The following is a 24,678-nucleotide window of genomic DNA, read 5'->3' on the forward strand; positions in this document are numbered from 1 at the left end:
ATATTTGTTTAAATGACAGATATGAAAGTATATTTGATATATACCGATTAACCAAACCCTTTTTATGAGAAAACTTGGCCTGCTGGCATTTCTATGCTTGTTCAATTGTCTGCTGTATGCCCAAAATACAAACTGGGTTCACCTGTCAAGTGCTACTAAAGATATATCCTTGCCCTGGAATAGTGTTGAACAAACCGGCAGTGTAGTTGGCGATTTAAACAATGATGGTGTGAATGATTTTGTGCTCACTTGTCGTAAGCAAGCGCCCGCAGCAGTATGGTACCAACGTGTCAATAAAGGCTGGGTAAGACATGTAATTGACAGCACCATGATCACAGTTGAAGCCGGCGGGGCGCTGTATGATATAGACCACGATGGTGATTTGGACCTGGTTTTTGGCGGCGATTGGCAAAGTAACGAGGTTTGGTGGTGGGAGAACCCTTATCCAAATATCAATGGCCAATGGAAAAGGCATATCATTAAAAACAGCGGCGCCACCCAGCATCACGACCAGGTGATAGGCCAATTTAAACACAATGACAATGCCCAGGTAGTATTCTGGAATCAAAATGATAAAACACTTTATTTAGCTGATATTCCAGCTAATCCTAAGCAGTCGCCATGGCAATATAAAGCTATTTACAAAGCAGGTGCAGATGACGAAAAACACGCATGGTATGTAGAAGGGTTAACCAAAGGCGATGTTGATGGCGATGGCTATGAGGATATTATAGCGGGTAATAATTGGTTAAAGTATGATGAGAAGACAGGTGGTTTTAAAGCTGTCCATTATGCTGATGCTGCAGGTCGGGTTGCCGTGGGGAAATTCAGGCCTGGTAAAACGCTGCAGATTATTGTTTCGCCGGGCGATGGGGAAGGTTTAGCTAAACTTTATGAGTGCGATGGTGATCCTGAAAATCCCGCCGACTGGAAAGGGCGCGATTTGATTGGCAGAAAACTGATCCATGGCCATAGCCTGCAGGTTGAGGATATAGACGGCGACGGCAATCTGGATGTTTTTGTGGCGGAAATGGGTAAATGGACAGAAAGCTCGCCCAAAGCAGATAACCCCAATGCCGAAGCCTTTATTTTATATGGCGATGGTAAGGGCAATTTTAGGAAAACGGTTTTTCAAACCGGGTATGATTTCCACGAAACCCGGGTAGCAGATTTAGACGGCGATGGGGATATGGATATTTTATACAAGCCCTATAACTTGAACACGCCCCGGGTTGATGTGTGGCTGCAAAATGGCACCGGTAAACCAGTCGCTAATTTAAATACCCTTATCCCCAATAAAATAGGGTTGGAGCTTTATAGCTTCAGGCGCGAATTTGAAAAGAATAAGCAACAAACCTTTACCCAGGTAAAATCGATGGGGTTCAAAGAGGTGGAAGTGTCCGGATATTATGGCTTGTCTCCCGCAAAGTTTAAAGCTTATTTAAATGCTAATCATTTAGTTGCTACCAGCATGGTATTTCCTTATGAGTTGTTCAGAGATAGTATTGGAACGGTAATTAAGCAAACCAAATTATTTGGAGCCAAAATAGTGGGCTGCGGATGGATACCTCATGATGGTGATTTTTCAAAAGCGGATGCCGATAAAGCTATAGCGATGTTTAACAAAGCTGGTTTGACACTTAAAAATAACGGATTGCACTTCTTTTATCATCCCCACGGCTATGAGTTTAAGCCTTTGGCTGACAGTACCTTATTTGCCTATATGGCCGGCGGCATGAAAAAAGGCGTAGCCGACTTTGAGCTAGACGCCTATTGGGCCTACCATGGCGGCACCGATCCTGCCTTGCTGCTGCATAAATACAAAGGCAGATTTATAGCTATCCATCTCAAACAAATGCGTGCAGGCGAGCCAACCGGCATATACACCGGCACTACGAATGATGCGGCCAGCGTTGCCTTAAACAAAGGGGTAATTGATTTTAAAGATGTTTTGCACGCGGCAGCGCAAACCGGTGTGCAGTATTACTACATCGAGGACGAAGCAGAAAACGCCGTTGAGCAGGTGGAAGAATCTCTAAGCTATTTGGGAAGCTTTAAATAAATGTTTTAAGTGATTTTTAAATGCGTTTAATTGTTTTATAGCTTAAATAAGAATCAATAAAGCTGCCTGACCGGATATCTTTTTGTTGCGAAAATTGACGACCCGTGAAACAAAAAAATACTTAAAAGTCATTTTTAGTGTTTCATTTTGTTTCACTCACTTTTAATAAAGTGTTTATTATCAATAATTTAATTGTAAGTATTGTTTCACTTGTTTCATCTGTTATACACGCGCGTGAAACAAACACCACCAACCAAAAAGCCTCAAGACTTACGACCTGAGGCTTTAGATTAAAACGGGTGACCTGGGAGAGGATCGAACTCTCGACCCACTGATTAAGAGTCAGTTGCTCTACCGGCTGAGCTACCAAGTCAGGTGTTGTAAAGGGTGTCAAATATACGGTAATATACCAAACCCGCAATTTGTTTTTGAAGGTGTGACGCTAAGTTTACTTGTTTCGCCACAGAACCAACGGGTTAGCATCTTTTAAAAAGCCATGTAACGAGGTGATGATGCTTGGCAGTTTATCTTTACCAATGATACCCACCTTAGAGTTAAACCCACCCGCGCCATAGTCTCCATATCTGCTGATTACCTGGCCGCGCCAGTGCAAACCCTTGCCGTTTATGTTATAATAGATACCCAGTTGCTGTTTGATGTCGCTGCCGTCTTTACGGAGCTTGCTTTGGTCTTGCTGCGCGTAGTTGACGTCCAGGTGGCCATCGCCGTTAAAGTCGGCAAGTTTGATCGATGAGGCATGGATCCAACCCACTTTTGGGTCAATAGTGTGTTTGATCCAGGTACCGGTACGTGGGTCGACAGGAGCTTCGTACCAAACCAGGCCATCGCCAATCTGCCGGTTATCATCTGCTTCACCCGTGCCTTCGCCCTGGCTGGCGCAAACAAGGTCTACGCGGCCGTCGGCGTTAATGTCACCGGAGGTAAAGGCCATGGTGGTCATCTCAAAATTGCATTTGTCACCGCCCGGATTGGCGTCAATGATACGCGGAATCCACTTATCTTTAAGTGGATTTCCACCCGTATGCCCCGGATTTTCGAACCAGGCTACTTGGTTTTTATCGCCGTCCCTATATAAACCAATCACGTCGGCAAAGCCGTCTTTTTGATTCAAAACATTCACAACACAAGTACCCTGACCACTACGGCCTATATTCACAAAGGTCCAGTCGGATGGGGTAGCGCCTTGTATGTAAACACCGCTGGTGGTGATTACATCGGGTTTGCCATCACCGTTCAGGTCGGCGGCGCATACCTCGTGCGAGAAACGGGTGCCATCTATGGTGTGGATTGCCCACTGGGTTGTATAGGGATCGTTGCCGCTGCCCGCCGGGTTTTCGGCCCAGAGGGTGTGGTTGCTCCAGCCGCCCAGGATGATGTCGTTCCAGCCGTCGTTATTAATGTCTGCTATCTGAGCATCTTCGTATCCTCCCGGATCGCCTGGCGAGAAGATCACGTACGGTTTCCAATTCTTCGAGTAGCGATAGAGCTTAAAGCCTTGATTATCCGGCGAGCCTATGTCGTTGTATTGATCTTTGGAAAACTTCCCCAATACCTTTGGTTTGTGCGAGGCGTATTGAATAGTACTGTCTATAACTGTCCGCTTAAATTGAGGTTGGCTAGCCGGATGGGTTTGCGCACCGGTTATTTTAAATGCGGCCAGAGCAATTAATACAAACAGCGATTTTCTCATAAAAGGGGATGATTGGAAATGCAATATATAAAAGCAGATTAGGTAAATTGATCTGTATCGGTATATTTACAACGCAACAGTCGCCGACCAATTAGTCAAATCTATGATGACCCTTAAGCAGTTTTTTAAATCCATATTGGCAATAGCCTTTATTTTCCCGCCAGGCGTTAAGGCGCAAACCTTGACCAACTTCAATAGCAAAGGCGAACAGGTTACCCGTTTCAGTAAACTGGGTGATGCTGTGGATGCCCACGATGGCGAAATAGCCTATTTTAATGGCACCTATTATTTGTATGGCACCAGTTACGGCTGCGGATTTGAGTGGGGTCATAAAGATGCGCCTTTCTGCGGATTTGAGGTTTATTCATCAAAAGACATGGTGACCTGGACAGACAAGGGCCAATTATTTGACGCGACTACACCGGTTTGGCAAACCCGCTGTAATGGTAATACTTATGGCTGTTTCCGCCCGCATGTCATTTATAATAAAAACACCCAACGTTACGTACTTTGGATCAACGTTTATGACAATAGAACAGGCTACCGCGTATTTACCAGTAAGACGCCTATAGGTCCATTTACAGAACAAGCCGAACCTCATTTAGCCGTTAACGCAGATGCAGCCGTAGCGGGCCTAAATAACGGCGATCACGATACTTTTGTAGATGATGATGGCAAAGCTTACCTGGCATACACCGACTGGCATGCGCAAGGCGCTATAGCTATTGAGCAATTGAGCGATGACTACCTTACAGGTACCGGTAAAGTTATCCGGGCTATAACCAAACAAAGTACCGAGGCACCGTCCTTGTTTAAACGAAAGGGCATTTACTATTTGATCTATTCTGATCCAAACTGTGGTTATTGCGGTGGTACCGGCGCATCGTATCGTACGGCTAAATCGCCGCTGGGGCCTTGGTCTGAGGGTAAACAGATTAGCAATAATTCTTGTGGCGGTCAGCCTTCATTTGTATCGTCTATCAAATTAAAAACTGGGGATGTATTTCTGTTTGGTAGCGATTTGTGGAATAACGCCGCCAAGAATGAGTCGTTGGCTAATTACTATTGGGCGCCACTTAAATTTGGTGTCGATGGTTCGATACAGCCCATCGAATGCGAGAATACAGTTGCTATCCCGTCCGCAGCAAAAACGGCGAAGCCCGCTACTTTAAACTTTGCGCCGGGTTGTGATATCAATGCAACCACTAAACGCAGCAGTGCATTCAAGGCTAGAAAGACCGGTACATTGACCAATCTAAGTATCTCCACTTTTAAAGCTGCTTACCCGGATGCCGAATTGCAGGTTATTATTTCTGCGGATGGAAATGATCAGCCGTTAAAGTCATTCACTGTCAATGCAGATAAACTGAGCTGGTCGCCAAAGAATTTGGTTTTGCACCCTGATATTAAAATAACGGCAGGGAAGACCTATACTATCAGCATAAGCTCGACTACCGCAAAAGGGTGTTATGGTTTGGAGTATGACAGGGCGACAAAAGACAGCGCCGAACCTGAATTTTTATATCAGGTAGACGTAGTAAATAATTAATTATCAATATACTATATCTACCTGATATGTGTTATTATGCGTAGCGTTCTTCTTTTAGTTTTTCGATAGCATCACTATTGATATACTCATCGTAAGTCATCAGTTTATCGATGATACCGCCCGGAGTTAATTCAATAATGCGGGTAGCTACAGTTTGCACTAATTCGTGATCTCGTGAGGTGAATAAGATAGTGCCTCTAAAGTCTTTCATACCGTTGTTCAACGCGGTGATTGATTCCAGGTCAAGGTGGTTAGTAGGCTCGTCAAACATCAATAAATTGGCCGACTGTAACATCATCCGGCTAAACATGCAACGCATTTTTTCACCGCCTGAAAGCACACTGCTTTTCTTCAACACTTCCTCGCCAGAGAATAACATACGACCAAGGAAACCACGGATAAACTGATCATCCTTTTCGCCCGGTGAATATTCGCGTAACCAATCAATCAGGTTATCTTCTTTACCGGCAAAGTACTCGGTGCTATCGTTAGGGATATCAGCATAATTAATGGTAACACCCCATTTGAAATCGCCTTTAAAATCTTTATCACGGCCGGTTAAAATGTTATAGAAAGCGGTAGTGGCCAAACTGTTGTTTGAGATAACGGCAATTTTATCGCCTTTATTGACCATCAGGTTGATGTCTTTAAATAACACCTCGCCATTTAACGTTTTGCTCAAGCCCTCAATTTGCAGGATTTGATCTCCGGCTTCACGACCCAGGTTATTAAAGATAATACCAGGGTATTTACGATTTGATGGCTGAATCTCATCCAGATTGATCTTATCCAAAGCTTTTTTACGACTGGTTGCCTGTTTTGATTTAGACGCGTTGGCGCTAAATCTGCGAATGAATTCCTGCAACTCTTTAACCCGGTCTTCCGTCTTTTTATTCTGATCAGAACGTTGTTTCAAGGCTAATTGGCTTGACTCGTACCAGAACGTATAGTTACCGGTATAAATGGTCATTTTACCAAAATCAATATCTACTACGTGCGTGCAAACGGTATCCAGGAAGTGCCTGTCGTGCGATACTACCAATACAATGGCTTCGTATCCCGCCAGGAAATCCTCCAACCAGCTTACGGTGTGGATGTCCAAATCGTTGGTAGGCTCATCCAGGATCAAGATATCAGGATTACCAAAAAGTGCCTGTGCTAATAACACACGTACTTTTTGCGTATTGTCTAAGTCTTTTACCAGTTGATAATGAAATTCTTCTTTAATGCCCAGGTTGCTTAATAGGGTAGCGGCATTACTCTCGGCATTCCATCCATCCATTTCGGCAAACAAGTTTTCCAGTTCGCCGGCACGCTCGCCATCGGCATCCGAAAAATCTTCTTTCAGGTAGATAGCGTCTTTTTCTTTCATCACCGCATACATCTCTTTGTGACCCATCATTACAGTTTCCAGAACTGTAAATTCGTCAAAAGCATAGTGGTTTTGGCTTAATACGGCCATACGCTCACCGGGAGTAAAACTCACAGTTCCGCTGGTTTGGTCAACCTCGCCCGAAAGGATTTTTAAAAATGTCGATTTACCCGCACCATTGGCGCCAATAATGCCATAGCAATTACCCTGGGTAAATTTTAAGTTAACATCTTCGAATAAAGTACGCTTACCGTAGCGTAAAGTTAGATTTGATACATTAATCATGCGGCACCTGTAATTTGCTGCAAAGGTACGGTTTTTTGGGTTATTAGAAGTTGAAGATTAGCGATTAGTTAAGAAAGATTACTAATTGCTGCTCAACAAGGAGGCCAGGCTCTCCGCCTCATGATTTGCCAGCTTTTGGAGCGGGCCAGACACCATCATTTTCATCATCATGTTCAATTCTGCATCTATGGTAAAAATAACGTCTGTAGCGTCGCCATTTACTTCAAGCGACCAGTTAAGTTGGATAGGGAATGGGGGATTGTTAACCGCCAGGATATTGACGGCTTTGTTCTCAATACGTTCGGCTATTTGCAAAGATAATTTAATGGTGTTTTGTACCATAAAACTGGCGTCGTTATAAGTAGCCGCCCAGTCCTGCACACTATCGGGCATAAGCTGCCCATGATTGTTAAAATCGGCCAGAAATTGATAAACATCGCTTACCGGCCGATTTACAGATATTTTACTTTCAAAAATTGCCATTTGTTATTGGGTCGCTTCTGCACCCCAGGTTGATGGGCTTTCGCGCCATTCTCTTAACAGCTCCACATCTTTACGAGAGATGTATTGATGTTCCTCGGCATAGCTAATCAATGCTGAATAATTTGAAAGGGTGATAAACGGACAATTAGCTGCCTTGAAATTTTCTGTAGCCAGATCAAATCCATAGCTAAATATAGCTGCCAAACCTGCTACATCATAGCCTGCCTCGCGTAGTGCGGCTACGGCTTGTAAGCTACTGCCACCGGTTGATATAAGATCTTCAATAACTACGACACGCTTGCCGGTCAATATATCGCCTTCAATCATATTACCGCGGCCGTGTTCTTTTGGTTTTGAGCGCACATAGATAAAAGGCAACCCCAATTCTTGTGCTACCAATGCACCTTGGGGTATACCTGCAGTTGCAACGCCTGCAATGCAACCTACAGAGCCAAACTTTTCTTGTATAGCCTTTGTTAGTTGTTGACGTATATATGTACGTATAGGGGGGTGTGACAGCGTAATACGGTTATCGCAGTAAATAGGCGATTTCCAGCCTGAGGCCCAAGTAAAAGGATTAGTAGGTTGTAATTTAATTGCTTTTATTTGCAATAAAAATTCCGCTACCTGTTGTTCGGTTTCAGTAGTATTAAACATGGCTCAAAAATACAGAATTTATATTAACCAGAAAGTTATCTTATTAACAGAATCTGCACCAAAGCAAATTGAGGCGTATCAAGTCATTGATAAACAGAGCTTTGATTTGAAAATAATTTATACCTGGGTGCTGGCTCATAAAAACGACTTGTTTTATGTTCTATGCCCGGATGCCAAAGCTTTTTTAAAACAGATCAAGGAAAGTGTAAAGGTTATCAAGGCTGCAGGCGGGTTAGTCAAGAATGAAAGCAAAGACCTGCTTTTTATTTACCGCAACGATAAATGGGATTTACCTAAAGGTAAAATTGAAAAAGGAGAGACGGTTAAAGAAGCAGCTGTGCGTGAGGTGGAAGAGGAATGCAATATAACCATTAGCGAGCGCGGCGATAGAATCTGCAAAACCTACCATGTTTATATCTACAAAGACGAGATTGTATTAAAGAAAACGTATTGGTATAAAATGAAAGCTAAGGGCCAGCAAAAGTTAAAACCTCAGAAAGAGGAGGGGATAACCGACGTACGCTGGTTCAAACCCAATGATATCGACGCGATATTGGCCAATACTTTTCCATCTATTTTAGATGTGCTGCACGAGATGGATCTGATTATAGATAAGCCAGCGCTTCTTTCGGAATAAACTGCGTTACATCGCCGCCATAACGCAAAATTTCGCGTACAATGGTTGAACTGATGGATGAATAACCGGGTTTGCTTACTATAAATATACTTTCAATATCCGGCGCCAGGGAGTGATTCATTTGTGCGATAGCTTTTTCATACTCAAAATCAGATACCGTACGGATACCACGCACCATATAAGCGGCCCCGATGCTTTTACTGAAATCCACAGTTAACCCTTCGTAGGCAACAATATGGATCTTGGGTTCGGTTTCAAAGACTGCTCTAAGCATCTGCTCGCGCTTATCTACAGGTAAAAATCCGGGTTTAGTGCTGTTATGGCCAATGCCGATGTATAGCTTATCAAATAAACCGACAGATCTTTTAACAATGTCAACATGAGCTTTCGTTACCGGATCAAATGATCCCGGGAAAAGTGCTATCTTCATGAGCTACTGATATTTTAAGTAAAGATAAGTTTAACCAGGTTATCTCTATTTTAATTTTTGGATAAATCCGTAATGGCGCGGGCTTGACTTTCCGTCAGGCATTTGGTTGTAAGCCTCATACATAATATACTGGTTGTTTTGGTCAATCCCATTAAATATAGTACCTATAGCTTGTTGCATGGCGTCATTCTCGGCTTTCAAAGCGGCAGTATCTTCTAATTTAATGGTCGATCTGTACTTAATAACAGGATAAATTCCCTCATGACCGACTTCTTCAATAACCTGCGGACTAATCGAGAATATCTGCGGCTCGGTTTTTACCTGCTTAACTATAATAGGTAATTGGTAAGTGGCGTTGGCTACATCAATGGTGGTTGAAAAGAATATCTTCATTTGCGATACGTTCCGGTAAGAAAAATAAGTACCGCCCGGGCTTACCAATTGTGAGGTTATGATCATCAGGTTGGTGGCGTCAACGAGGCTGCCTTTAGCATGCAGTTCCTGAGCTTCTTTATAATAATCCTCGGCTGTTTTGCCCATAATGCTGTAATCGCCCATTTGAAGGATAGCTACCTTCCAATCGTTACCATATTTTCCATAAACTGCGAATATCAAACCGTTGATGGTTAAGCCTTTTGTAACCATTAGCGAAGTATACATTTCATCATTGCTAACACGGAAACCAATATTGTAATCATTAACGCTTCCTTTATCAGATTTGATTGAATCTTCCGATTTTTTCGCCATCCCTTTGGTGTAATACTCATCTAGCAATTCGAAACTTTTTGCGGGGTAGCGTTTGCTGCAACGGGTTACTATAGTGTCTATCTGGCTGCCGGCATTTTTAAGTAACTCGGGCGACATGAGGTCTTTAACAGCCTGTACATTGCCGGTGGTTATGCCCTCAAATAATTTTTTATTTACCTCGGCTATTTGTTGGCGAATATCTTTATCAATCTGATCGTTGGCTTTGGTGCCCTTACTGTTGGTGCAGCTCTGCAATCCAACTGTAAAACAAACTGCAACTAATAAGTATAAAATGCTCTTTCTCATGGTATGGTGATAGCTAATTCTTAAAGAATGAAAATGATGAATGCCCATATTTACGCTGCTCTGTAAATGCGGGATGATTACTTAGATTTTGCATAGACTGATGCTCTACAATTAATAAACCATCGGGCTGTAGCAGTTCTTTATCAAATATGATCTTTGGGATCTCAGGGATCTGGTTCAGATCGTAAGGCGGATCAGCAAAGATCAAGTCGTATTTTTCTGTTTCCAGTTGCAGATATTTAAAAATATCGGCCTTATAGGTTTTTATCTGGTCAAATCCGTGCTGGCGCGAGGTATCTTTAATGTAATTGATGCAATGGATACTTCGGTCGACACTGATTACCTGCTTTGCACCACGCGATGCAAACTCATAACTAATATTACCCGTACCGCAAAACAGATCCAGCACATCAATATTATCAAATTCGATTTGGTTTTGCAGGATGTTAAACAGGGCCTCTTTAGCCAGATCTGTAGTAGGGCGTACCGGTAAATTATTAGGCGGATTAAGTCGTAACCCTTTTAAACTGCCTCCGATGATCCGCATAATGACAAAGCCGTTAAAGTTAAAACTTGCTGCGCGTCAATTTGTGTCGGCAGGTTTAACAATTGCGGGTTAAAGTAGCTAATATTAGGGTAAAACTGCTCCAGGCGGGTAGTATACTTATCGCCGGCTTTAAGGTTACCACTTAATTTTAGATTGATATCGGCAGATTGCAAACCCAGTTCATCTAGTACGAACGAAACATAATAAGCCAGGTCGTCTTCAGTTTCGTAATTAAAGTTATTGTAGAAACGGATAGCGCCGTTTTTTAAATATAGAAATTCGGCTTTACTATTTTCAGCATGAACGTGTACCGTCTGGCTGGTAGGGTTATCCTGTGAGGCTGCAATGATCCAACCTTTATTCTGATAAACCGCGTTGTCAAAATCGAAACGTTGTACAGCAGCAGCAACCTTCTCATTAATCTTATAAATAATAAAGTTTTGGCTATCTATAGGTTGAGCCAGCACACGTTCGTCGGCTTTAACATCCAGCAAACGTGCATAGTTAGCAACCTGATCTTTATTAAACAGTGCGGCAGGTACCAGTGTAAAGCCATTTGATGGTAAACCAATCACCACTTTTTTATAAGTAGCGGTCAATTCTTCGGCTAACTCCTGTGGCTCTGCAAGTTCGGCCAGGTTACAATTAGTATCCCAGGCAATTAAGTCTTTCTTGTAGGTGATAGCGTAGGAGAACGACTTTTCGTCTACTTGTATCAACAACGTATAGTAGTAGGCCTGGTTAAGGTTAAACGACGGATCGCGGAAAGTGTAAATTTGTTCGCTCATGCTGTTAACAAAAGTAATATTTTTTGAATTAGTTAAAGTAGTTATAAGCATTTTTGCAAAGTGTCCGATACAGATCAAATCAGAAAAGCTTTTCCGCACGAACCTACTGCACAACAGCAACAACTGTTTGGCCTGCTGCACAATTTTTTATTGACAGACGAAGGCGACGAATGTTTTATTTTGAGGGGCTATGCCGGTACCGGTAAAACCACCATTGTAGGCGCATTAGTTAAAGCTTTACGAACTTACAATTTCAAATCTGTATTACTGGCGCCAACCGGCAGGGCCGCAAAGGTAATAACCAGTTACTCTGGCCGCAAAGCATTTACCATCCACAAACGTATCTACCGAAAAAAAACAGCTTTAGATGTGGAGGGCGAATTTATGATAGCCGATAATATAGCTGCCAACACACTTTTTATTGTGGATGAGGCATCTATGATATCCGACACGCCAAGTGGCCATAGCCGCCATACTTTGTTGTATGATTTAGTGCGCTTTGTTTACAATCAAAAAAACTGCAAGCTCATGCTGGTAGGCGATACTGCACAGCTACCACCTGTTGGCTCGGATGATAGCCCGGCTTTAAATCCGCAGGTGATGAAGGGCGACTACGGCCTGGAAGTATTCAGTTTTGAGTTAACTGATGTTTTAAGGCAGCAGAAAGACTCTGGTATATTATTTAATGCTACTAATGTTCGTGATATCATCCGTCAACAATTAGAAGTTATTCCGCAAATTGTTACCAAAGGATATAAGGATGTTTTCAGGATGACCGGCGAACGCCTGGAGGAAGGATTGGAATACGCCTATAATAAATATGGTAATGAGAACACGCTGGTGATTTGTCGCTCTAACAAAAATGCTAATCTCTATAATAAACAGATACGGGCGCGATTGCTTTGGCGCGAGGAAGAATTAACTGGTGGAGACCAACTGATGGTGGTTAAAAACAATTACTTCTGGCTGCAGGATCAGCAGGAAAATAGTACATCGTTTATTGCCAATGGCGATATTGCCAAAGTACGTAAGGTGCGTAGGATAGAGGATATGTACGGTTTTAGGTTTGCCGATGTGCAGCTGGAGTTTACAGATTATGCCGAGGACCCGATATTAGATTGTAAGGTTTTACTGGATACACTTTATACCGAATCTCCGGCTTTAACGCAGGATGATCAGAAACGTTTCTATTTGGAGGTGATGAAAGATTACGATCATATCCCCAACAAGCGCTTGAAGCATCTGGAGCTTAAAACTAATCCGTACTATAACGCGCTACAGGTTAAATTTGCTTACGCGATAACCTGTCACAAAGCCCAGGGTGGTCAATGGGATGCTGTTTTTGTAGACCAGGGATTTTTGACCGACGAAATGGTAAATACTGATTTTCTGCGATGGTTCTACACGGCGTGTACGCGTGCTACTAAAGAGTTGTTTTTGGTGAATTTTAATGACAAGTTTTATGGTGGCCCGGTGGATAGGCCATTTTAGACGCTCACCGGCAGCTGAATAGTAAACGTAGTGCCTTTACCTTCAATACTCCCCACACTTATTTGGCCTTTATGGCTCTCAATGATCTGCTTAACGATACTTAATCCTAGTCCGGTTGATTTTTCGCCCTTTAAGCCCGTACGGCCGGCTATACTGAAACGCTCGAAAATATGCGGCAGCATATCCTGTGGGATACCAAGGCCATGATCTTTAACTTCAAGAATGATCAGGCTATCTTTTTGGTTCAAATGCAATTCGACATTGTCTGTATCCTTCGAAAATTTCAGTGCGTTACTAATCAGGTTGTCCATTACGCGGGTAAATTTCGCTTTGTTTAGCTGCGCACTTAGTGGATTTACTGAACTGATGAGCACCACATTAAACCTGTTTTGGACCTTCCAGGCGTCTATGATACTTTTGAGATATTGATTAAGCTCAGTCTTTTGCGTCTCAATAACGTTGATGTTTTCATTTTTGGCGGCTTCCAGCAGATCGTCCAGGATACCGCGGGCCTTTGAGCATGATTCTTTGATCATGTTTACATTGTCTTGTGTATCAGCATTAAGTTCCTCCAATTCCATCATCATCGCAATAGATTCTACCGCACCAATAGGATTTCGTAAGTCGTGCGCTACCATACCCAGTACCTGATTCTTAAACTCGCCTGCCTTTTCAATCTCAATATTTTTACTGCGGATCTCGATGATCTGCTGATAATAGCTGGCTTTGTAAGAAAAGAAGTACCTGGATATCAAATAAAAACCTGCCAGTAATACTATGGATATTAATTGGTCATATAGCATGCTGGTTGGGTCGGCATGCGCATATAATAACAGGGCCGTATAACTAACTTCAGTCAATATCAGCAGCAAAATCACCTCGTCATACTCAAACACGCACATTACCGATATCACACATAAAGCTATAAGGTAAACAGTTAATGCATTGCGTGGGTCGGATGTGGCAATGAAACTGGAATACATCCCACACAAAATAATATATAGCGCAAATACAAACGTAAAGAGCAGCATTACTGTATCGGCTTTCTTGGTTTTCCTGATCTGCGTTAGCAATAATTGCGCTATCAAATAAAATATAGGGGTAACAATAATGTAGATCCAGTTAGTGAAATCAAACTCCGGGAAATTTTGCGCTTTGGTAATGCTAATGGGCAATGACCACATCAAAATGCGCAATGCTGCATTGATCACAAAGAAAATAATGGCGCAGTTACGGATAGACTGCAGGTTCTGTAACGTATAATAATTACGGAATGAGGTACGGTATTTCCCCGGTATACTTTTAAAATAATGGGTATCCAATGTTATTTAAATTAAGGATACTCAAAAATATCAAATTTTGGTCATGATTAGTTTTTCAACACCTTTTTTAGTGTGCTTTGTTACAAAAAGGCAGTAACTATCTGCCTGTACTTGACAAAAAGACATACTAAATTAAATAGCAATGCCATAATTTCATAATATGCACTGTGGCAAGTGTTTTGACTAAAGTGACTTATGAACTTTAACAATTTTACCATCAAAGCCCAGGAAGCTGTACAAAAAGCTTCCGAGATTACAACCGGTAATCAGCAGCAGTCTATCGAGACTGCGCATTTGCTAAAAGGTTTGTTATTGGTTGATGAGAATGTGATAACCTATCTTTTAAAAAAACTGAATGTAAACATCAATCGCTTAAATGATATTTTGGACGAACAAATTGCATCGTTCCCTAAAGTTAGCGGCAGCAATGTTTACCTATCATCAAACGCAAATTCGGTTTTGCAAAAAGCCACCGGGTACCTGAAAGAGTTTAAAGACGATTTTGTATCTGTAGAACATATATTGCTAGGTATTTTAAGTGTGAGCGATAAAACCAGTTCTGCACTTAAAGATTTTGGTGTGAATGAAAAGGATCTTAAAAAAGCTATCATAGAATTGCGCGGCGATAATAAGGTGACTGATCAAAACGCGGAAGCCACCTACAAAGCTTTAAGTAAATATGCCCGTAATCTGAATGAATATGCAGGCACCGGTAAGCTCGACCCGGTGATAGGTCGTGACGACGAGATTCGTCGTACCATACAGATCTTATCGCGTCGCACCAAAAACAACCCGGTATTGGTTGGCGAGCCAGGTGTGGGCAAAACCGCTATTGCCGAAGGTATTGCTTTTAGGATATTGAAAGGCGATGTGCCTGAAAGTTTAAAATCTAAGATTGTTTACTCGTTGGATATGGGTGCGCTGATAGCAGGTGCCAAGTATAAAGGCGAATTTGAAGAACGACTAAAAGCCGTTATTAAAGAAGTAACGCAAGCCGATGGAGAGATTATCCTGTTTATTGATGAGATCCATACATTGGTTGGCGCCGGTGGCGGCGAAGGCGCTATGGATGCGGCTAATATATTAAAACCAGCCCTGGCACGCGGCGAATTGAGAGCCATAGGCGCAACAACGCTGAATGAGTATCAAAAATACGTTGAGAAGGACAAAGCCTTAGAACGTCGTTTCCAGATGGTGCTGGTTGATGAACCTGATACCGCCGACGCGATCTCCATCCTGCGTGGATTGAAAGAACGCTACGAGGCACACCATAAAGTGCGCATTAAAGACGAGGCTATTATTGCCGCTGTCGAAATGTCGCAACGCTATATATCTGATCGTTTTTTACCGGATAAAGCCATTGACTTAATGGATGAAGCCGCTTCTAAACTACGTATTGAAATGGATTCTGTCCCCGAAGCTGTTGATGAATTGGAACGCCGCATCATGCAATTAGAGATTGAGCGCGAAGCTATTAAACGCGAGAAAGATGACAAGCGGGTAAAAGAACTATCAGAAGAGATTGCCAATTTATCTGCCGACCGTGATTCTTTACGTGCTAAATGGCAAGGAGAAAAGGATGTGGTTGATGGCATCAATTTAAAAGTAGAGCAAATAGAAAACTATAAACTGGAGGCTGACCAGGCTGAACGTGCAGGCGATTACGGTAAAGTAGCTGAACTGCGCTACGGCCGCATCCGCGAAGCACAGGAAGAAGTTGAAAAACTTAAAGAAGCATTACTGACTAACCAGTCGGAAAGCCGGATGCTGAAAGAAGAGGTTACTGCCGATGATATTGCGGGCGTAGTTTCACGCTGGACAGGCATCCCGGTATCAAAAATGATCCAGAGCGAACGCGAGAAATTGCTGGGGTTGGAAGATGAGTTACACAAACGCGTTGCCGGTCAGCATGAAGCAATTGAGGCCATTAGCGATGCCATACGCCGCAGCCGTGCAGGTTTGCAGGACAAACGTAAGCCAATAGGCTCTTTCATATTCTTAGGTACTACGGGGGTTGGTAAAACCGAACTGGCAAAGGCTTTAGCCGAATACCTGTTTAATGATGAACACGCGATGGTACGTATAGATATGAGCGAGTACCAGGAGCGTCATGCTGTATCGAGATTAATAGGCGCGCCTCCGGGATATGTAGGTTATGATGAAGGCGGACAGTTAACAGAGGCCGTCCGCAGAAAACCTTATAGTGTGATCTTGTTGGACGAGATTGAAAAAGCACACCCGGATGTATTTAACATTTTGTTACAGGTATTGGATGATGGTCGTTTAACTGATAATAAAGGCCGTGTAGTTAACTTTAAGAATACTATTATCATTATGACCTCTAATATTGGTTCAAACATTATCCAGGAAAATTTCCAGGATTTTGAAGAGAGCGATAAAGAGGAAGTGATTGCTAAAACTAAGAGTCAATTGTTTGATGTGTTAAGACAAACCATTCGTCCCGAGTTTTTGAACCGGATAGACGAAATTATCATGTTTACGCCGTTAAGCCGTAATGAGATAGGGGACATTGTTAAATTGCAGTTTGCACAGGTACAACAAACCCTGGCCGAAATGAGTGTACAGATCGAAGCATCAGACGAAGCGCTGGATTGGTTGGCTCAGTTAGGTTACGACCCGCAGTTTGGTGCAAGGCCATTGAAACGTGTTATTCAGAAGCGCATACTAAACGAATTATCGAAACAGATACTTGCCGGCAAAGTAGATAAAGACAGCAAGATCAAACTGGACATGTTTGATAACAACTTTGTGTTTTTGAATGCTAACGACGCAACAACAGCCGGAAAATAATTAAATCCACTATATAGTTAAAAAGCCGCTCCCATATGGGGCGGCTTTTTTGTTTATAGTTACTTGTCATTGCGAGCGTAGCGTGGCAATCGCAAGGAGAACAGCTCGCGATTGCCACGCTACGCTCGCAATGACAATATGCCACAAAAAAAGGGCTCCGTTTTTTACAGAACCCTTCAACATAAAACTGAAACTTATGTTAATTTAAACCGATGCTAAACTGACCCCCGTTAGCTGATCGGCAAAGGCGATGAACGCCTTGTCCTCATATATACGGGATTCATTATCGATAAGTTTTTGAAGATTTACTTTTCCGGTGACATATTTATAAGTGCCGGAGTAGTAGCGCTCGTTAATGGTTTTAAACTCCAGAAGTTTCACTAGTTCTTCGTCTTCATAACGCAGATATATATTCAACTCAACATCATTGGTGAAGTTTAAGCCTTTGCTTTCTTTGGTCTTTTTGTACTCGTATTGGTAATCGTAACGCAGCGCCGCAATGTCCGACAATACTGCCGAACCGGTAGGGTGGCCACCTGCGCCTTTACCAAAGAAAAACTGCTGGTCGGCAAATGCAGCTTGTACGGTTACACCATTATATTCATACTCTACGTTGTATAAAAACTCAGTTTCGTTAACAAACTTAGGCAGTACAAATAGGGTTACATGTTTATCGTCCAGTTCTTTAGCAACCGGCACCAGTTTTATCTTCAAATTCTTTTCACGGGCATAACGGATATCATCGGCAGCCAGGTTTTGGATCCCAAAGTTAAAGATCCTGTCCGGATCAATCACTACGCCATAAGCATGCGCCGCAGCTATTACCAATTTATATTTAGCGTCATAACCGCCAACGTCTGATATCGGATCAGTCTCGGCAAAGCCCAAATCTTGAGCCTCTTTTAAAGCCGAAGCATAATCCAGATTTTCTAAAAATCCTTTTGACAGAATATAATTTGACGAACCGTTAAAAATGCCGCTGATAGAGTGCAGTAACTCATTATCATAATACTCTTCCAGATTACGGATAATAGGGATACTGCCGCAAACTGCACCTTCATATAATAACGAAGTACCATATTCATCCTGTAAAGCAATAAGTTCATTCAGGTGTAAGGCTATCATTTTTTTACTGGCCGATACTACGTTTTTCCCCGTTTTCAAAGCTGTAGATACAATATCAAAAGCAGCTTCTGTATCGTTGATCAACTCAATGATGGTATTGATCTCTGGGTTATTCAGTAATTCGTCTTTATCAGTCGTAAAATAGTGTGCCGGTAAAGAACGCTCTTTGCTGGCGTCTTTAATAGCTATCTTTTTTATTTCGATATTAAGGTTTTTAGTTCTGATGATATCGTAAAGTCCCTGGCCGACAATGCCGAAGCCAAAAAGGCCGATATTTAGTTTCTTGCTCATTATGCGGTTTGCTGTAATTGGATAATTTTTCCTTTTACGTCAGTTTTAAAGAATGATGTAATAATGTTAGTTAATGCTTCTGTTTCAATCAGGAAACCGTCGTGCCCATAGTACGAGTCGAACTCGGCAAAGGCCGATTGCGGGATATGCTGAAACAAATATTGTTGTTCCTCAATAGGAAATAATAAGTCTGATTTAATGCCAATAACCAGCGTACGTGCTGTGATCTTGCTCAACGCATCCTCAATACTTACCCGGTTACGGCCCACGTTGTGCGAGTCCATAGCTTTTGATAGATACCAGTAGCTGTAGGCATTGAAGCGCGACACCAATTTGTCACCCTGGTAATTTTGATAGCTTGACGCTTTATAATTGTCTACTACCTCATTGCTTTCCTCATGCTGTTTAATGCCGTAGGTTTTGTAGCCGCGATAGGATAGTAGAGCCATCGCTCTTGCGGCTTTTAGGCCTTTGGCGCCGCCATTTGGTTTATTTTCATAAAAAGTTTGATCGGCGGCTATAGCTAGTCGTTGCGACTCATTAAAGGCGATGCCCCATGGAGAATGTTTGGCATTAGCCGCAATCAATATCAAATTCTTGATAAAATCAGGCTCAATAATGGCCCATTCCATGGCTTGTTGGCCACCTAGCGAACCACCGATTAGCGTATGAATACTTTCAATGCCCAAATGCGCTGCCAGCAATTGCTGCGATTTGATCATGTCGCGCACAGTAGCCTGTGGGAATGACAGGTAATAATTTTCGCCAGTCTGCGGATTCACACTTAAAGGCCCGCTTGAACCGTAAGTTGAACCCAGCATGTTAGCGCAAACAATAAAATGTTCTTCTGGATTAAAGTAATAACCACTGCCAAACAGACCCTTCCACCAATCTAATACATCAGAATTGGCAGTAAAAGCGTGGCAAACCCATATTACGTTGTCTTTGGCTTTGTTTAAGGTACCATAGGTATGATAGCCTAACTCGAGCTGTGGCAATTTAACGCCACACTCAAATTCGAATTCATGCTGGTAAGTATATGTTTGGTAACTCATTTTTACTATTTGGTTTGATTTGGCTGTTGAGGTTTGGGTAAACCGATGCTTGACCGGTTACAGTACACGTATTTTCAGTAAAACAGAAAAGGAAACGTATTAACTGTATAGTATCAACAGCGGCACATGCAGCAAATTGTGCTGATAGCAAGTGCAGTGGTTTTGACAGTAATAACTTGAAGATGGGTGTTTGTAAAATTTTCCATGTTGTTAATTTATATTTCCCGGGATATTTACCGGGCCAGGAATTGGCACCTTCTCTAACCTTAGAGGGTTGCCAGCGGGTCATTGAGCCTGATCTCTCGCCGCTTCTTTATAAATCAAAACCGTATGAGGGAATTGATCGTGACACAGTATTGCTACTGAATTATGGTTGCAAATAAAGGGGATTAATCTTATTTATCCAAATTTTTTTGTGAGATGGCCGCAACTTCAATTTAATTTGTCATTGCGAGCATAGCGTGGCAATCGCAAGGAAGCATAGTTCGCGATTGCTTCGTCGTTCCTCCTCGCAATGACAAATGATTAATCTCTAACTCAACGCCTGCTCCAAATCCTCAATCAAATCATCAATATGTTCTAATCCAACAGAAATACGTAATAGATTAAAAGGCGTTTTGGTATCTGGCCCTTCAACGGTTGCGCGATGCTCGATCAAACTCTCCACGCCGCCTAAACTGGTAGCTTTGGTAAACAGTTTTACTTTGTTAATCACCCGATGCGCGTCCTCACGGTCGCCTTTAACCTGGAACGAAAGCACGCCGCCAAACCCGGTCATCTGTTCTTTAGCCACTTCATGGTTTGGGTGCGATGGTAAACCGGGGTAGAGTACCAGCTCCACAGCAGGATGTATTGCCAGGAACTCGGCCAACAATTGCGCGTTGTGTACGTGGCCGCGCATACGGTAGGGTAGTGTCTTGATACTGCGTACCATGTAATAACAATCTATAGGCGAGGGAATGGCGCCACCCATGGTCTGTACTTTACAGATGGTTTGCCACCACTCATTGTCTTCGGCAGTAATTAAGGCACCGCCCATTATATCGCTATGCCCGCCAAAATATTTTGTGGTGGAGTGCATCACTATATCTGCACCCAATTTTAACGGCTGCTGGCAGATAGGGGTGGCGAAGGTGTTATCGCAAGCCACTTTAGTATTGTTTTCTTTTGCTAACGCGACAACCTTTCTAATATCGGTAACCTTAAGCAAGGGGTTTGATGGCGTTTCAATCCAGATCAACCCGGTATTTGATTTGATATGGGATTTTAAAATTTCTGTATTGTCTATGTCTATAAAATCAAACTCTAATATCCCGGCAAATAATTGTTTTAACTGATTGCGTAAACCATGATACATATCATCAGGAGCGATAATGTGCGTGCCGGGTTTAAGGGATTGAAATACAGCCATGCCCGCCGCGTTGCCCGATGAAAAAGCCGCTGCCGCTGTGCCGCCTTCCAGCTTCGCCAACACGTTTTCTAAAGCAGTACGATTAGGGTTTGATGAACGACTGTAAATATAATCGCCACGAAAACTTTCGTCTGACAACCGTTCGAACGTTGTTGACGTAATTATAGGTTGAACAACGGCTCCTGTAGTTTCGTCGGTATGATTACCGGCGTGGATGGCAATAGTCTCTGTTTTCATGATAATTCAAATTACCGGAATAATTAGATATAATAAGGCAATGTTTTTATATTTTTACTTAAATAAACCCGATTATGAAAATTCCTAAAGTACTGCTGGTTGTAGCCATTGTGGCGGCAACGGCAATCTTGTCTTGTAATAAAAGCGGCGTATCGTCTGATTTTGATAAAAGCTATAGCACATTTCTAGCTTTCAAAAAAAGTTCGGGTAATACGTATACTTACATAGCTGTACACGATGTTAAGGACGCCACTTATTCAGAAACTACAATTACTATTAAGCAAGGCGAAATAACCGCTCGCGATTTTTTAAATTACGAATACGAATTCGATACCGGTAGCAATACTACCACTAAAACGCTAACAGACCAGTGGCATGAAACAGCCAACACTTTAGGTACGCATGGCACCGAGGGCGCCCAATTGTTAACGCTGGACGATATCTATTACCAGGCCCAAAATATCTGGCTAAAAGCAGACAAGAGTAAAAACGTAATAACTTTTCAGACTAACAATAATGGCATGATATCGGCTGCTGGCTATACGCCCAATAGCTGTGTAAGCGATTGCTTTATAGGCGTAAATATCAAGTCTATCACCAATTAAATTATTTGCTGCTCTGTAAACGCTGCGTCATACTATGTGTTTAAACATGGTACTGCCAATAATTGCCCCGCTAAATTGCGGCATTTTACTACCTTTGTTTAAATAATTTTCTAAATGGAGGTATCAGACAACTTACAGGTTTTGTTGAATGATCCGGAGCTATTACCCGGACTAAAAAATATCGCTGAAAAGGTACTTCATAATCAACGTATTAGTTTTGATGAAGGCGTGTTGTTGTTTGAAAAAGGCGAACTGGGGTACCTGGGCGTCTTAGCCAATTACATCCGCGAAAAACGCCATGGCAACAAAACCTATTTTAACCGCAATTTCCATATTGAACCTACTAATCTTTGTGTTTACGATTGTAAATTTTGCTCGTATTCGCGTTTGCTGAAGCAAAAAGAAGAAGGTTGGGAATATACGATGGACGAGATGTTCGACATCGTAAAAAAATACGATAATGAGCCGGTTACAGAGGTGCATATAGTAGGCGGTGTACTGCCACAATACGATGTAGCTTTTTATGCAGAACTATTCAGTCGTATTAAAGCTCATCGCCCCGAATTACACGTGAAAGCATTAACTCCGGTAGAATATCACTACATTTTCAAGAAGGCCAAAATAGATTATGCTACCGGCATGAAAATGATGATGGATGCCGGCCTGGAATCAATACCGGGTGGTGGTGCCGAAATTTTCCATCCTGAAATACGTGCGCAAATAGCAAAAGATAAGTGTACCGGCGACCAATGGCTGGCTATCCATGAAGAATGGCACAAGCTGGGTGGCCGCTCGAATGCCACGATGTTATATGGACATATTGAAGAATATAAACACAGAATAGACCATATGGATCGGCTGCGCGAGTTGCAGGATAGAACCGGTGGTTTCCAGACATTTATCCCGCTGAAATTCCGTAATAAAGATAATCAGATGTCAAACGTGCCGGAGACGACCGTGGTTGAGGATTTGCGTAATTATGCTATCTCACGTATCTACCTGGATAATTTTGATCACATTAAAGCCTATTGGGCAATGATAAGTCGCACCACGGCACAACTGTCGTTAAATTTTGGTGTGGATGATATTGATGGTACGCTGGATGATACTACCAAGATCTACTCGATGGCCGGTGCCGAAGAGCAAAACCCGGGCATGAGCACCAAACAATTGGTGGAGTTGATCAAACAGGTTGGTCGTTACCCGATAGAACGCGACACCTTATATAATGTAGTTACCGACTATAACGATTATCAGTTTGCCGAGGAACCAAAACCTCAGTACTATAAACTGCCGGTGATTAATTAGGTCATCGTGTCATTGAGTCATTGTTTTGATCGGCAAATGACCTAATGACTCAATGACCCAATGACTAAAAGAATGATAAAGACGCTATACATTGTCCGCCATGGGCAAACAGATTTAAATAAACAAGGCATAGTGCAGGGCAGGGGCCGCGATACCGACCTGAACGAGGAGGGCCGCAAACAAGCACAACAGTTTTTTGAGGCTTATAAATCTGTTGCTTTTGATAAGATCTACATATCAGAGCTTAAGCGTACTCAACAAAGTATTCAATTTTTTATTGATTTGGGTATCCCGGTTGAAAAACTTTCTGGCCTTGACGAGCTGGCCTGGGGTATTTATGAAGGCATGCCCAGTACTCCCGAAACTAAAGCAGCTTTTTTTCAATTGATGCGCGAGTGGGTAGGCGGCAACCTTAACGCCAAGTTTGAAAAAGGCGAAAGCCCTAACGAGGTCAGGTTGCGTCAACTGGAGGCGTTACAAATTATCATGAGCCATACGGAGGAGAACACTGTGCTCATCTGCATGCATGGCCGCGCAATGCGCTTGTTATTATGCCTGCTTACCGGCAAGCCCCTAACCGAAATGGATTCATTCCCTCACCAAAACCTGGTGCTTTACAAAGTTACTTTCGACGGCGAAAAATATGAGATCGTAAGCTTCAATAATGCCGATCATTTAAAACACGACTAACATCCTTCTGTGAAAAATATTAGAATATCAGCTGTAAGCTACACTAACACCAAGCCTTTTTTATACGGTATTCAAAACACCGATATCATTAATCAAATAGATCTTAGCCTTGACATCCCGGCAGATTGCGCGCAAAAGCTAATTGACGATAAAGTTGATATCGGCCTGATCCCCGTAGCGGCTGCCTTGAATATGCCCTATTGGGAGATAGTATCTGATTATTGCATTGGTGCCGTTGGTGCGGTAAACTCAGTGTTTGTTTTCAGTAACTGTGATATCAAGGATGTAAAGAGTGTTCAATTAGATCCTGAATCAAGATCGTCAAACAACCTGGCTAAGGTGCTGCTGAAAAACTATTGGAAGGTAACCCCAGAATTAATTACTAATGCAGCCGACTATTCAGTCGATAAAAATACTGATACTGCTTTTGTTCAAATAGGCGACCGCACCTTTGGTAAAAAGGAACAGTTTAAATATGTATACGATCTGGCCGAAGAATGGCAAAATTTCACTGGCCTGCCATTTGTCTTTGCCGCCTGGATAGCCAATAAACCCATCCCTGCTGATTTTATCGCAGCGTTTAACCAATCACTTAAGTTTGGTTTAGATCATCGCGCAGAGCTGATTAAAACGCTTCCTGTGCGCCCTGATTTCGACCTGGAGGATTATCTGATGCACAAGCTTGATTTTACTTTGAACGACGACAAGCGCAAGGCATTATATCTTTTCCTGGATTATATCAAGGCACTTTAAGCCCA

General features: G+C 42.5%; 21 protein-coding genes, 1 tRNA gene and 1 riboswitch. Of the genes, 9 read left to right on the forward strand and 13 right to left on the reverse strand.

Features of this window, described 5'->3' with window-relative positions:
• Positions 1 to 64 precede the first annotated feature (64 nt).
• Positions 65 to 2,062 carry an FG-GAP-like repeat-containing protein gene (locus HB679_RS03725; protein ID WP_214070589.1) on the forward strand — a complete coding sequence of 666 codons (1,998 nt, stop codon included), beginning with the start codon at positions 65 to 67 and terminating at the stop codon, positions 2,060 to 2,062.
• 300 nt (positions 2,063 to 2,362) lie between these two features.
• On the opposite strand, the gene HB679_RS03730 is transcribed toward HB679_RS03725, so the two are convergent.
• A tRNA-Lys gene (locus HB679_RS03730) sits at positions 2,363 to 2,435 on the reverse strand.
• A gap of 75 nt (positions 2,436 to 2,510) precedes the next feature.
• Positions 2,511 to 3,773, reverse strand: a complete 1,263-nt coding sequence (locus HB679_RS03735) for an FG-GAP-like repeat-containing protein (RefSeq protein WP_214070590.1) — start codon at positions 3,771 to 3,773, stop codon at positions 2,511 to 2,513.
• Positions 3,774 to 3,876: 103 nt separating this feature from the next.
• Here HB679_RS03735 and HB679_RS03740 point away from each other — a divergent pair, with 103 nt between their 5' ends.
• A complete protein-coding gene (locus HB679_RS03740; RefSeq protein WP_214070591.1) occupies positions 3,877 to 5,322 on the forward strand; it encodes a family 43 glycosylhydrolase in 1,446 nt (481 codons plus the stop codon).
• A gap of 34 nt (positions 5,323 to 5,356) precedes the next feature.
• Here the strand turns inward: HB679_RS03740 and HB679_RS03745 are convergent, their stop codons facing one another.
• The 3 genes from HB679_RS03745 to pyrE form a co-directional block, all read right to left on the reverse strand.
• Positions 5,357 to 6,979 (reverse strand): ATP-binding cassette domain-containing protein, encoded by a 1,623-nt coding sequence (locus HB679_RS03745; protein WP_214070592.1) that lies wholly within the window; start codon positions 6,977 to 6,979, stop codon positions 5,357 to 5,359.
• Between the two features lie 81 nt (positions 6,980 to 7,060).
• Positions 7,061 to 7,462 (reverse strand): SRPBCC family protein, encoded by a 402-nt coding sequence (locus tag HB679_RS03750; RefSeq protein WP_214070593.1) that lies wholly within the window; start codon positions 7,460 to 7,462, stop codon positions 7,061 to 7,063.
• Between the two features lie 3 nt (positions 7,463 to 7,465).
• Positions 7,466 to 8,119 carry an orotate phosphoribosyltransferase gene (gene pyrE, locus HB679_RS03755; RefSeq protein WP_214070594.1) on the reverse strand — a complete coding sequence of 218 codons (654 nt, stop codon included), beginning with the start codon at positions 8,117 to 8,119 and terminating at the stop codon, positions 7,466 to 7,468.
• Here pyrE and HB679_RS03760 point away from each other — a divergent pair.
• Positions 8,118 to 8,756 (forward strand): NUDIX domain-containing protein, encoded by a 639-nt coding sequence (locus tag HB679_RS03760; RefSeq protein ID WP_214070595.1) that lies wholly within the window; start codon positions 8,118 to 8,120, stop codon positions 8,754 to 8,756. The two genes, pyrE and HB679_RS03760, sit on opposite strands and share 2 nt — an antisense overlap.
• Here the strand turns inward: HB679_RS03760 and coaD are convergent.
• The 4 genes from coaD to HB679_RS03780 are packed head-to-tail and all read right to left on the reverse strand — an operon-like array spanning position 8,725 to position 11,574.
• Entirely contained in the window at positions 8,725 to 9,186 is a 462-nt protein-coding gene (coaD, locus tag HB679_RS03765) for a pantetheine-phosphate adenylyltransferase (protein WP_214070596.1), read from the reverse strand. The two genes, HB679_RS03760 and coaD, sit on opposite strands and share 32 nt — an antisense overlap.
• Positions 9,187 to 9,231: 45 nt before the next feature.
• Entirely contained in the window at positions 9,232 to 10,239 is a 1,008-nt protein-coding gene (locus HB679_RS03770) for a hypothetical protein (protein WP_214070597.1), read from the reverse strand.
• 13 nt (positions 10,240 to 10,252) lie between these two features.
• Positions 10,253 to 10,786: a 16S rRNA (guanine(966)-N(2))-methyltransferase RsmD gene (gene rsmD, locus HB679_RS03775; RefSeq protein WP_214070598.1), complete on the reverse strand. Its 534-nt coding sequence runs from the start codon at positions 10,784 to 10,786 to the stop codon at positions 10,253 to 10,255.
• Positions 10,762 to 11,574, reverse strand: a complete 813-nt coding sequence (locus tag HB679_RS03780; RefSeq protein WP_214070599.1) for a DUF3822 family protein — start codon at positions 11,572 to 11,574, stop codon at positions 10,762 to 10,764. The genes rsmD and HB679_RS03780 overlap by 25 nt, the downstream gene beginning before the upstream one ends.
• Positions 11,575 to 11,634: 60 nt before the next feature.
• Between HB679_RS03780 and HB679_RS03785 the strand changes: the two genes are divergently transcribed.
• The gene (locus HB679_RS03785) at positions 11,635 to 13,065 is read left to right on the forward strand and encodes an AAA family ATPase (protein WP_214070600.1); all 1,431 of its coding nucleotides are present in this window, start codon (positions 11,635 to 11,637) and stop codon (positions 13,063 to 13,065) included.
• Here HB679_RS03785 and HB679_RS03790 read toward each other — a convergent pair.
• A complete protein-coding gene (locus HB679_RS03790) occupies positions 13,062 to 14,387 on the reverse strand; it encodes a HAMP domain-containing sensor histidine kinase (protein ID WP_214070601.1) in 1,326 nt (441 codons plus the stop codon). The genes HB679_RS03785 and HB679_RS03790 overlap by 4 nt on opposite strands.
• A 195-nt stretch (positions 14,388 to 14,582) precedes the next feature.
• Here HB679_RS03790 and clpB point away from each other — a divergent pair, with 195 nt between their 5' ends.
• Complete coding sequence (gene clpB, locus HB679_RS03795) at positions 14,583 to 17,198, forward strand: ATP-dependent chaperone ClpB (protein WP_214070602.1); 2,616 nt, start codon at positions 14,583 to 14,585, stop codon at positions 17,196 to 17,198.
• 204 nt (positions 17,199 to 17,402) lie between these two features.
• On the opposite strand, the gene HB679_RS03800 is transcribed toward clpB, so the two are convergent.
• The 3 genes from HB679_RS03800 to HB679_RS03810 form a co-directional block, all read right to left on the reverse strand.
• Complete coding sequence (locus tag HB679_RS03800; protein ID WP_214070603.1) at positions 17,403 to 18,614, reverse strand: homoserine dehydrogenase; 1,212 nt, start codon at positions 18,612 to 18,614, stop codon at positions 17,403 to 17,405.
• Positions 18,614 to 19,669, reverse strand: coding sequence for a homoserine O-acetyltransferase (gene metX, locus HB679_RS03805; RefSeq protein WP_214070604.1), 1,056 nt, complete (start codon positions 19,667 to 19,669; stop codon positions 18,614 to 18,616). The genes HB679_RS03800 and metX overlap by 1 nt, the downstream gene beginning before the upstream one ends.
• A 212-nt stretch (positions 19,670 to 19,881) precedes the next feature.
• Positions 19,882 to 19,991, reverse strand: a riboswitch (SAM riboswitch).
• Positions 19,992 to 20,201: 210 nt separating this feature from the next.
• The gene (locus HB679_RS03810; protein WP_214070605.1) at positions 20,202 to 21,317 is read right to left on the reverse strand and encodes an aminotransferase class I/II-fold pyridoxal phosphate-dependent enzyme; all 1,116 of its coding nucleotides are present in this window, start codon (positions 21,315 to 21,317) and stop codon (positions 20,202 to 20,204) included.
• A gap of 74 nt (positions 21,318 to 21,391) precedes the next feature.
• Here HB679_RS03810 and HB679_RS03815 point away from each other — a divergent pair, with 74 nt between their 5' ends.
• The 4 genes from HB679_RS03815 to HB679_RS03830 all read left to right on the forward strand — a co-directional run bounded on the left by HB679_RS03815 (position 21,392) and on the right by HB679_RS03830 (position 24,673).
• Positions 21,392 to 21,922, forward strand: a complete 531-nt coding sequence (locus HB679_RS03815) for a hypothetical protein (RefSeq protein WP_214070606.1) — start codon at positions 21,392 to 21,394, stop codon at positions 21,920 to 21,922.
• 114 nt (positions 21,923 to 22,036) lie between these two features.
• A complete protein-coding gene (gene mqnE / locus HB679_RS03820; protein ID WP_214070607.1) occupies positions 22,037 to 23,230 on the forward strand; it encodes an aminofutalosine synthase MqnE in 1,194 nt (397 codons plus the stop codon).
• 72 nt (positions 23,231 to 23,302) lie between these two features.
• Complete coding sequence (locus tag HB679_RS03825; protein WP_214070608.1) at positions 23,303 to 23,920, forward strand: histidine phosphatase family protein; 618 nt, start codon at positions 23,303 to 23,305, stop codon at positions 23,918 to 23,920.
• Positions 23,921 to 23,929: 9 nt separating this feature from the next.
• Entirely contained in the window at positions 23,930 to 24,673 is a 744-nt protein-coding gene (locus tag HB679_RS03830; protein ID WP_214070609.1) for a menaquinone biosynthesis protein, read from the forward strand.
• Positions 24,674 to 24,678 lie beyond the last annotated feature (5 nt).

It is taken from the genome of Mucilaginibacter sp. dw_454 (assembly GCF_018449775.1).
Classification (GTDB): Bacteria; Bacteroidota; Bacteroidia; order Sphingobacteriales; family Sphingobacteriaceae; genus Mucilaginibacter.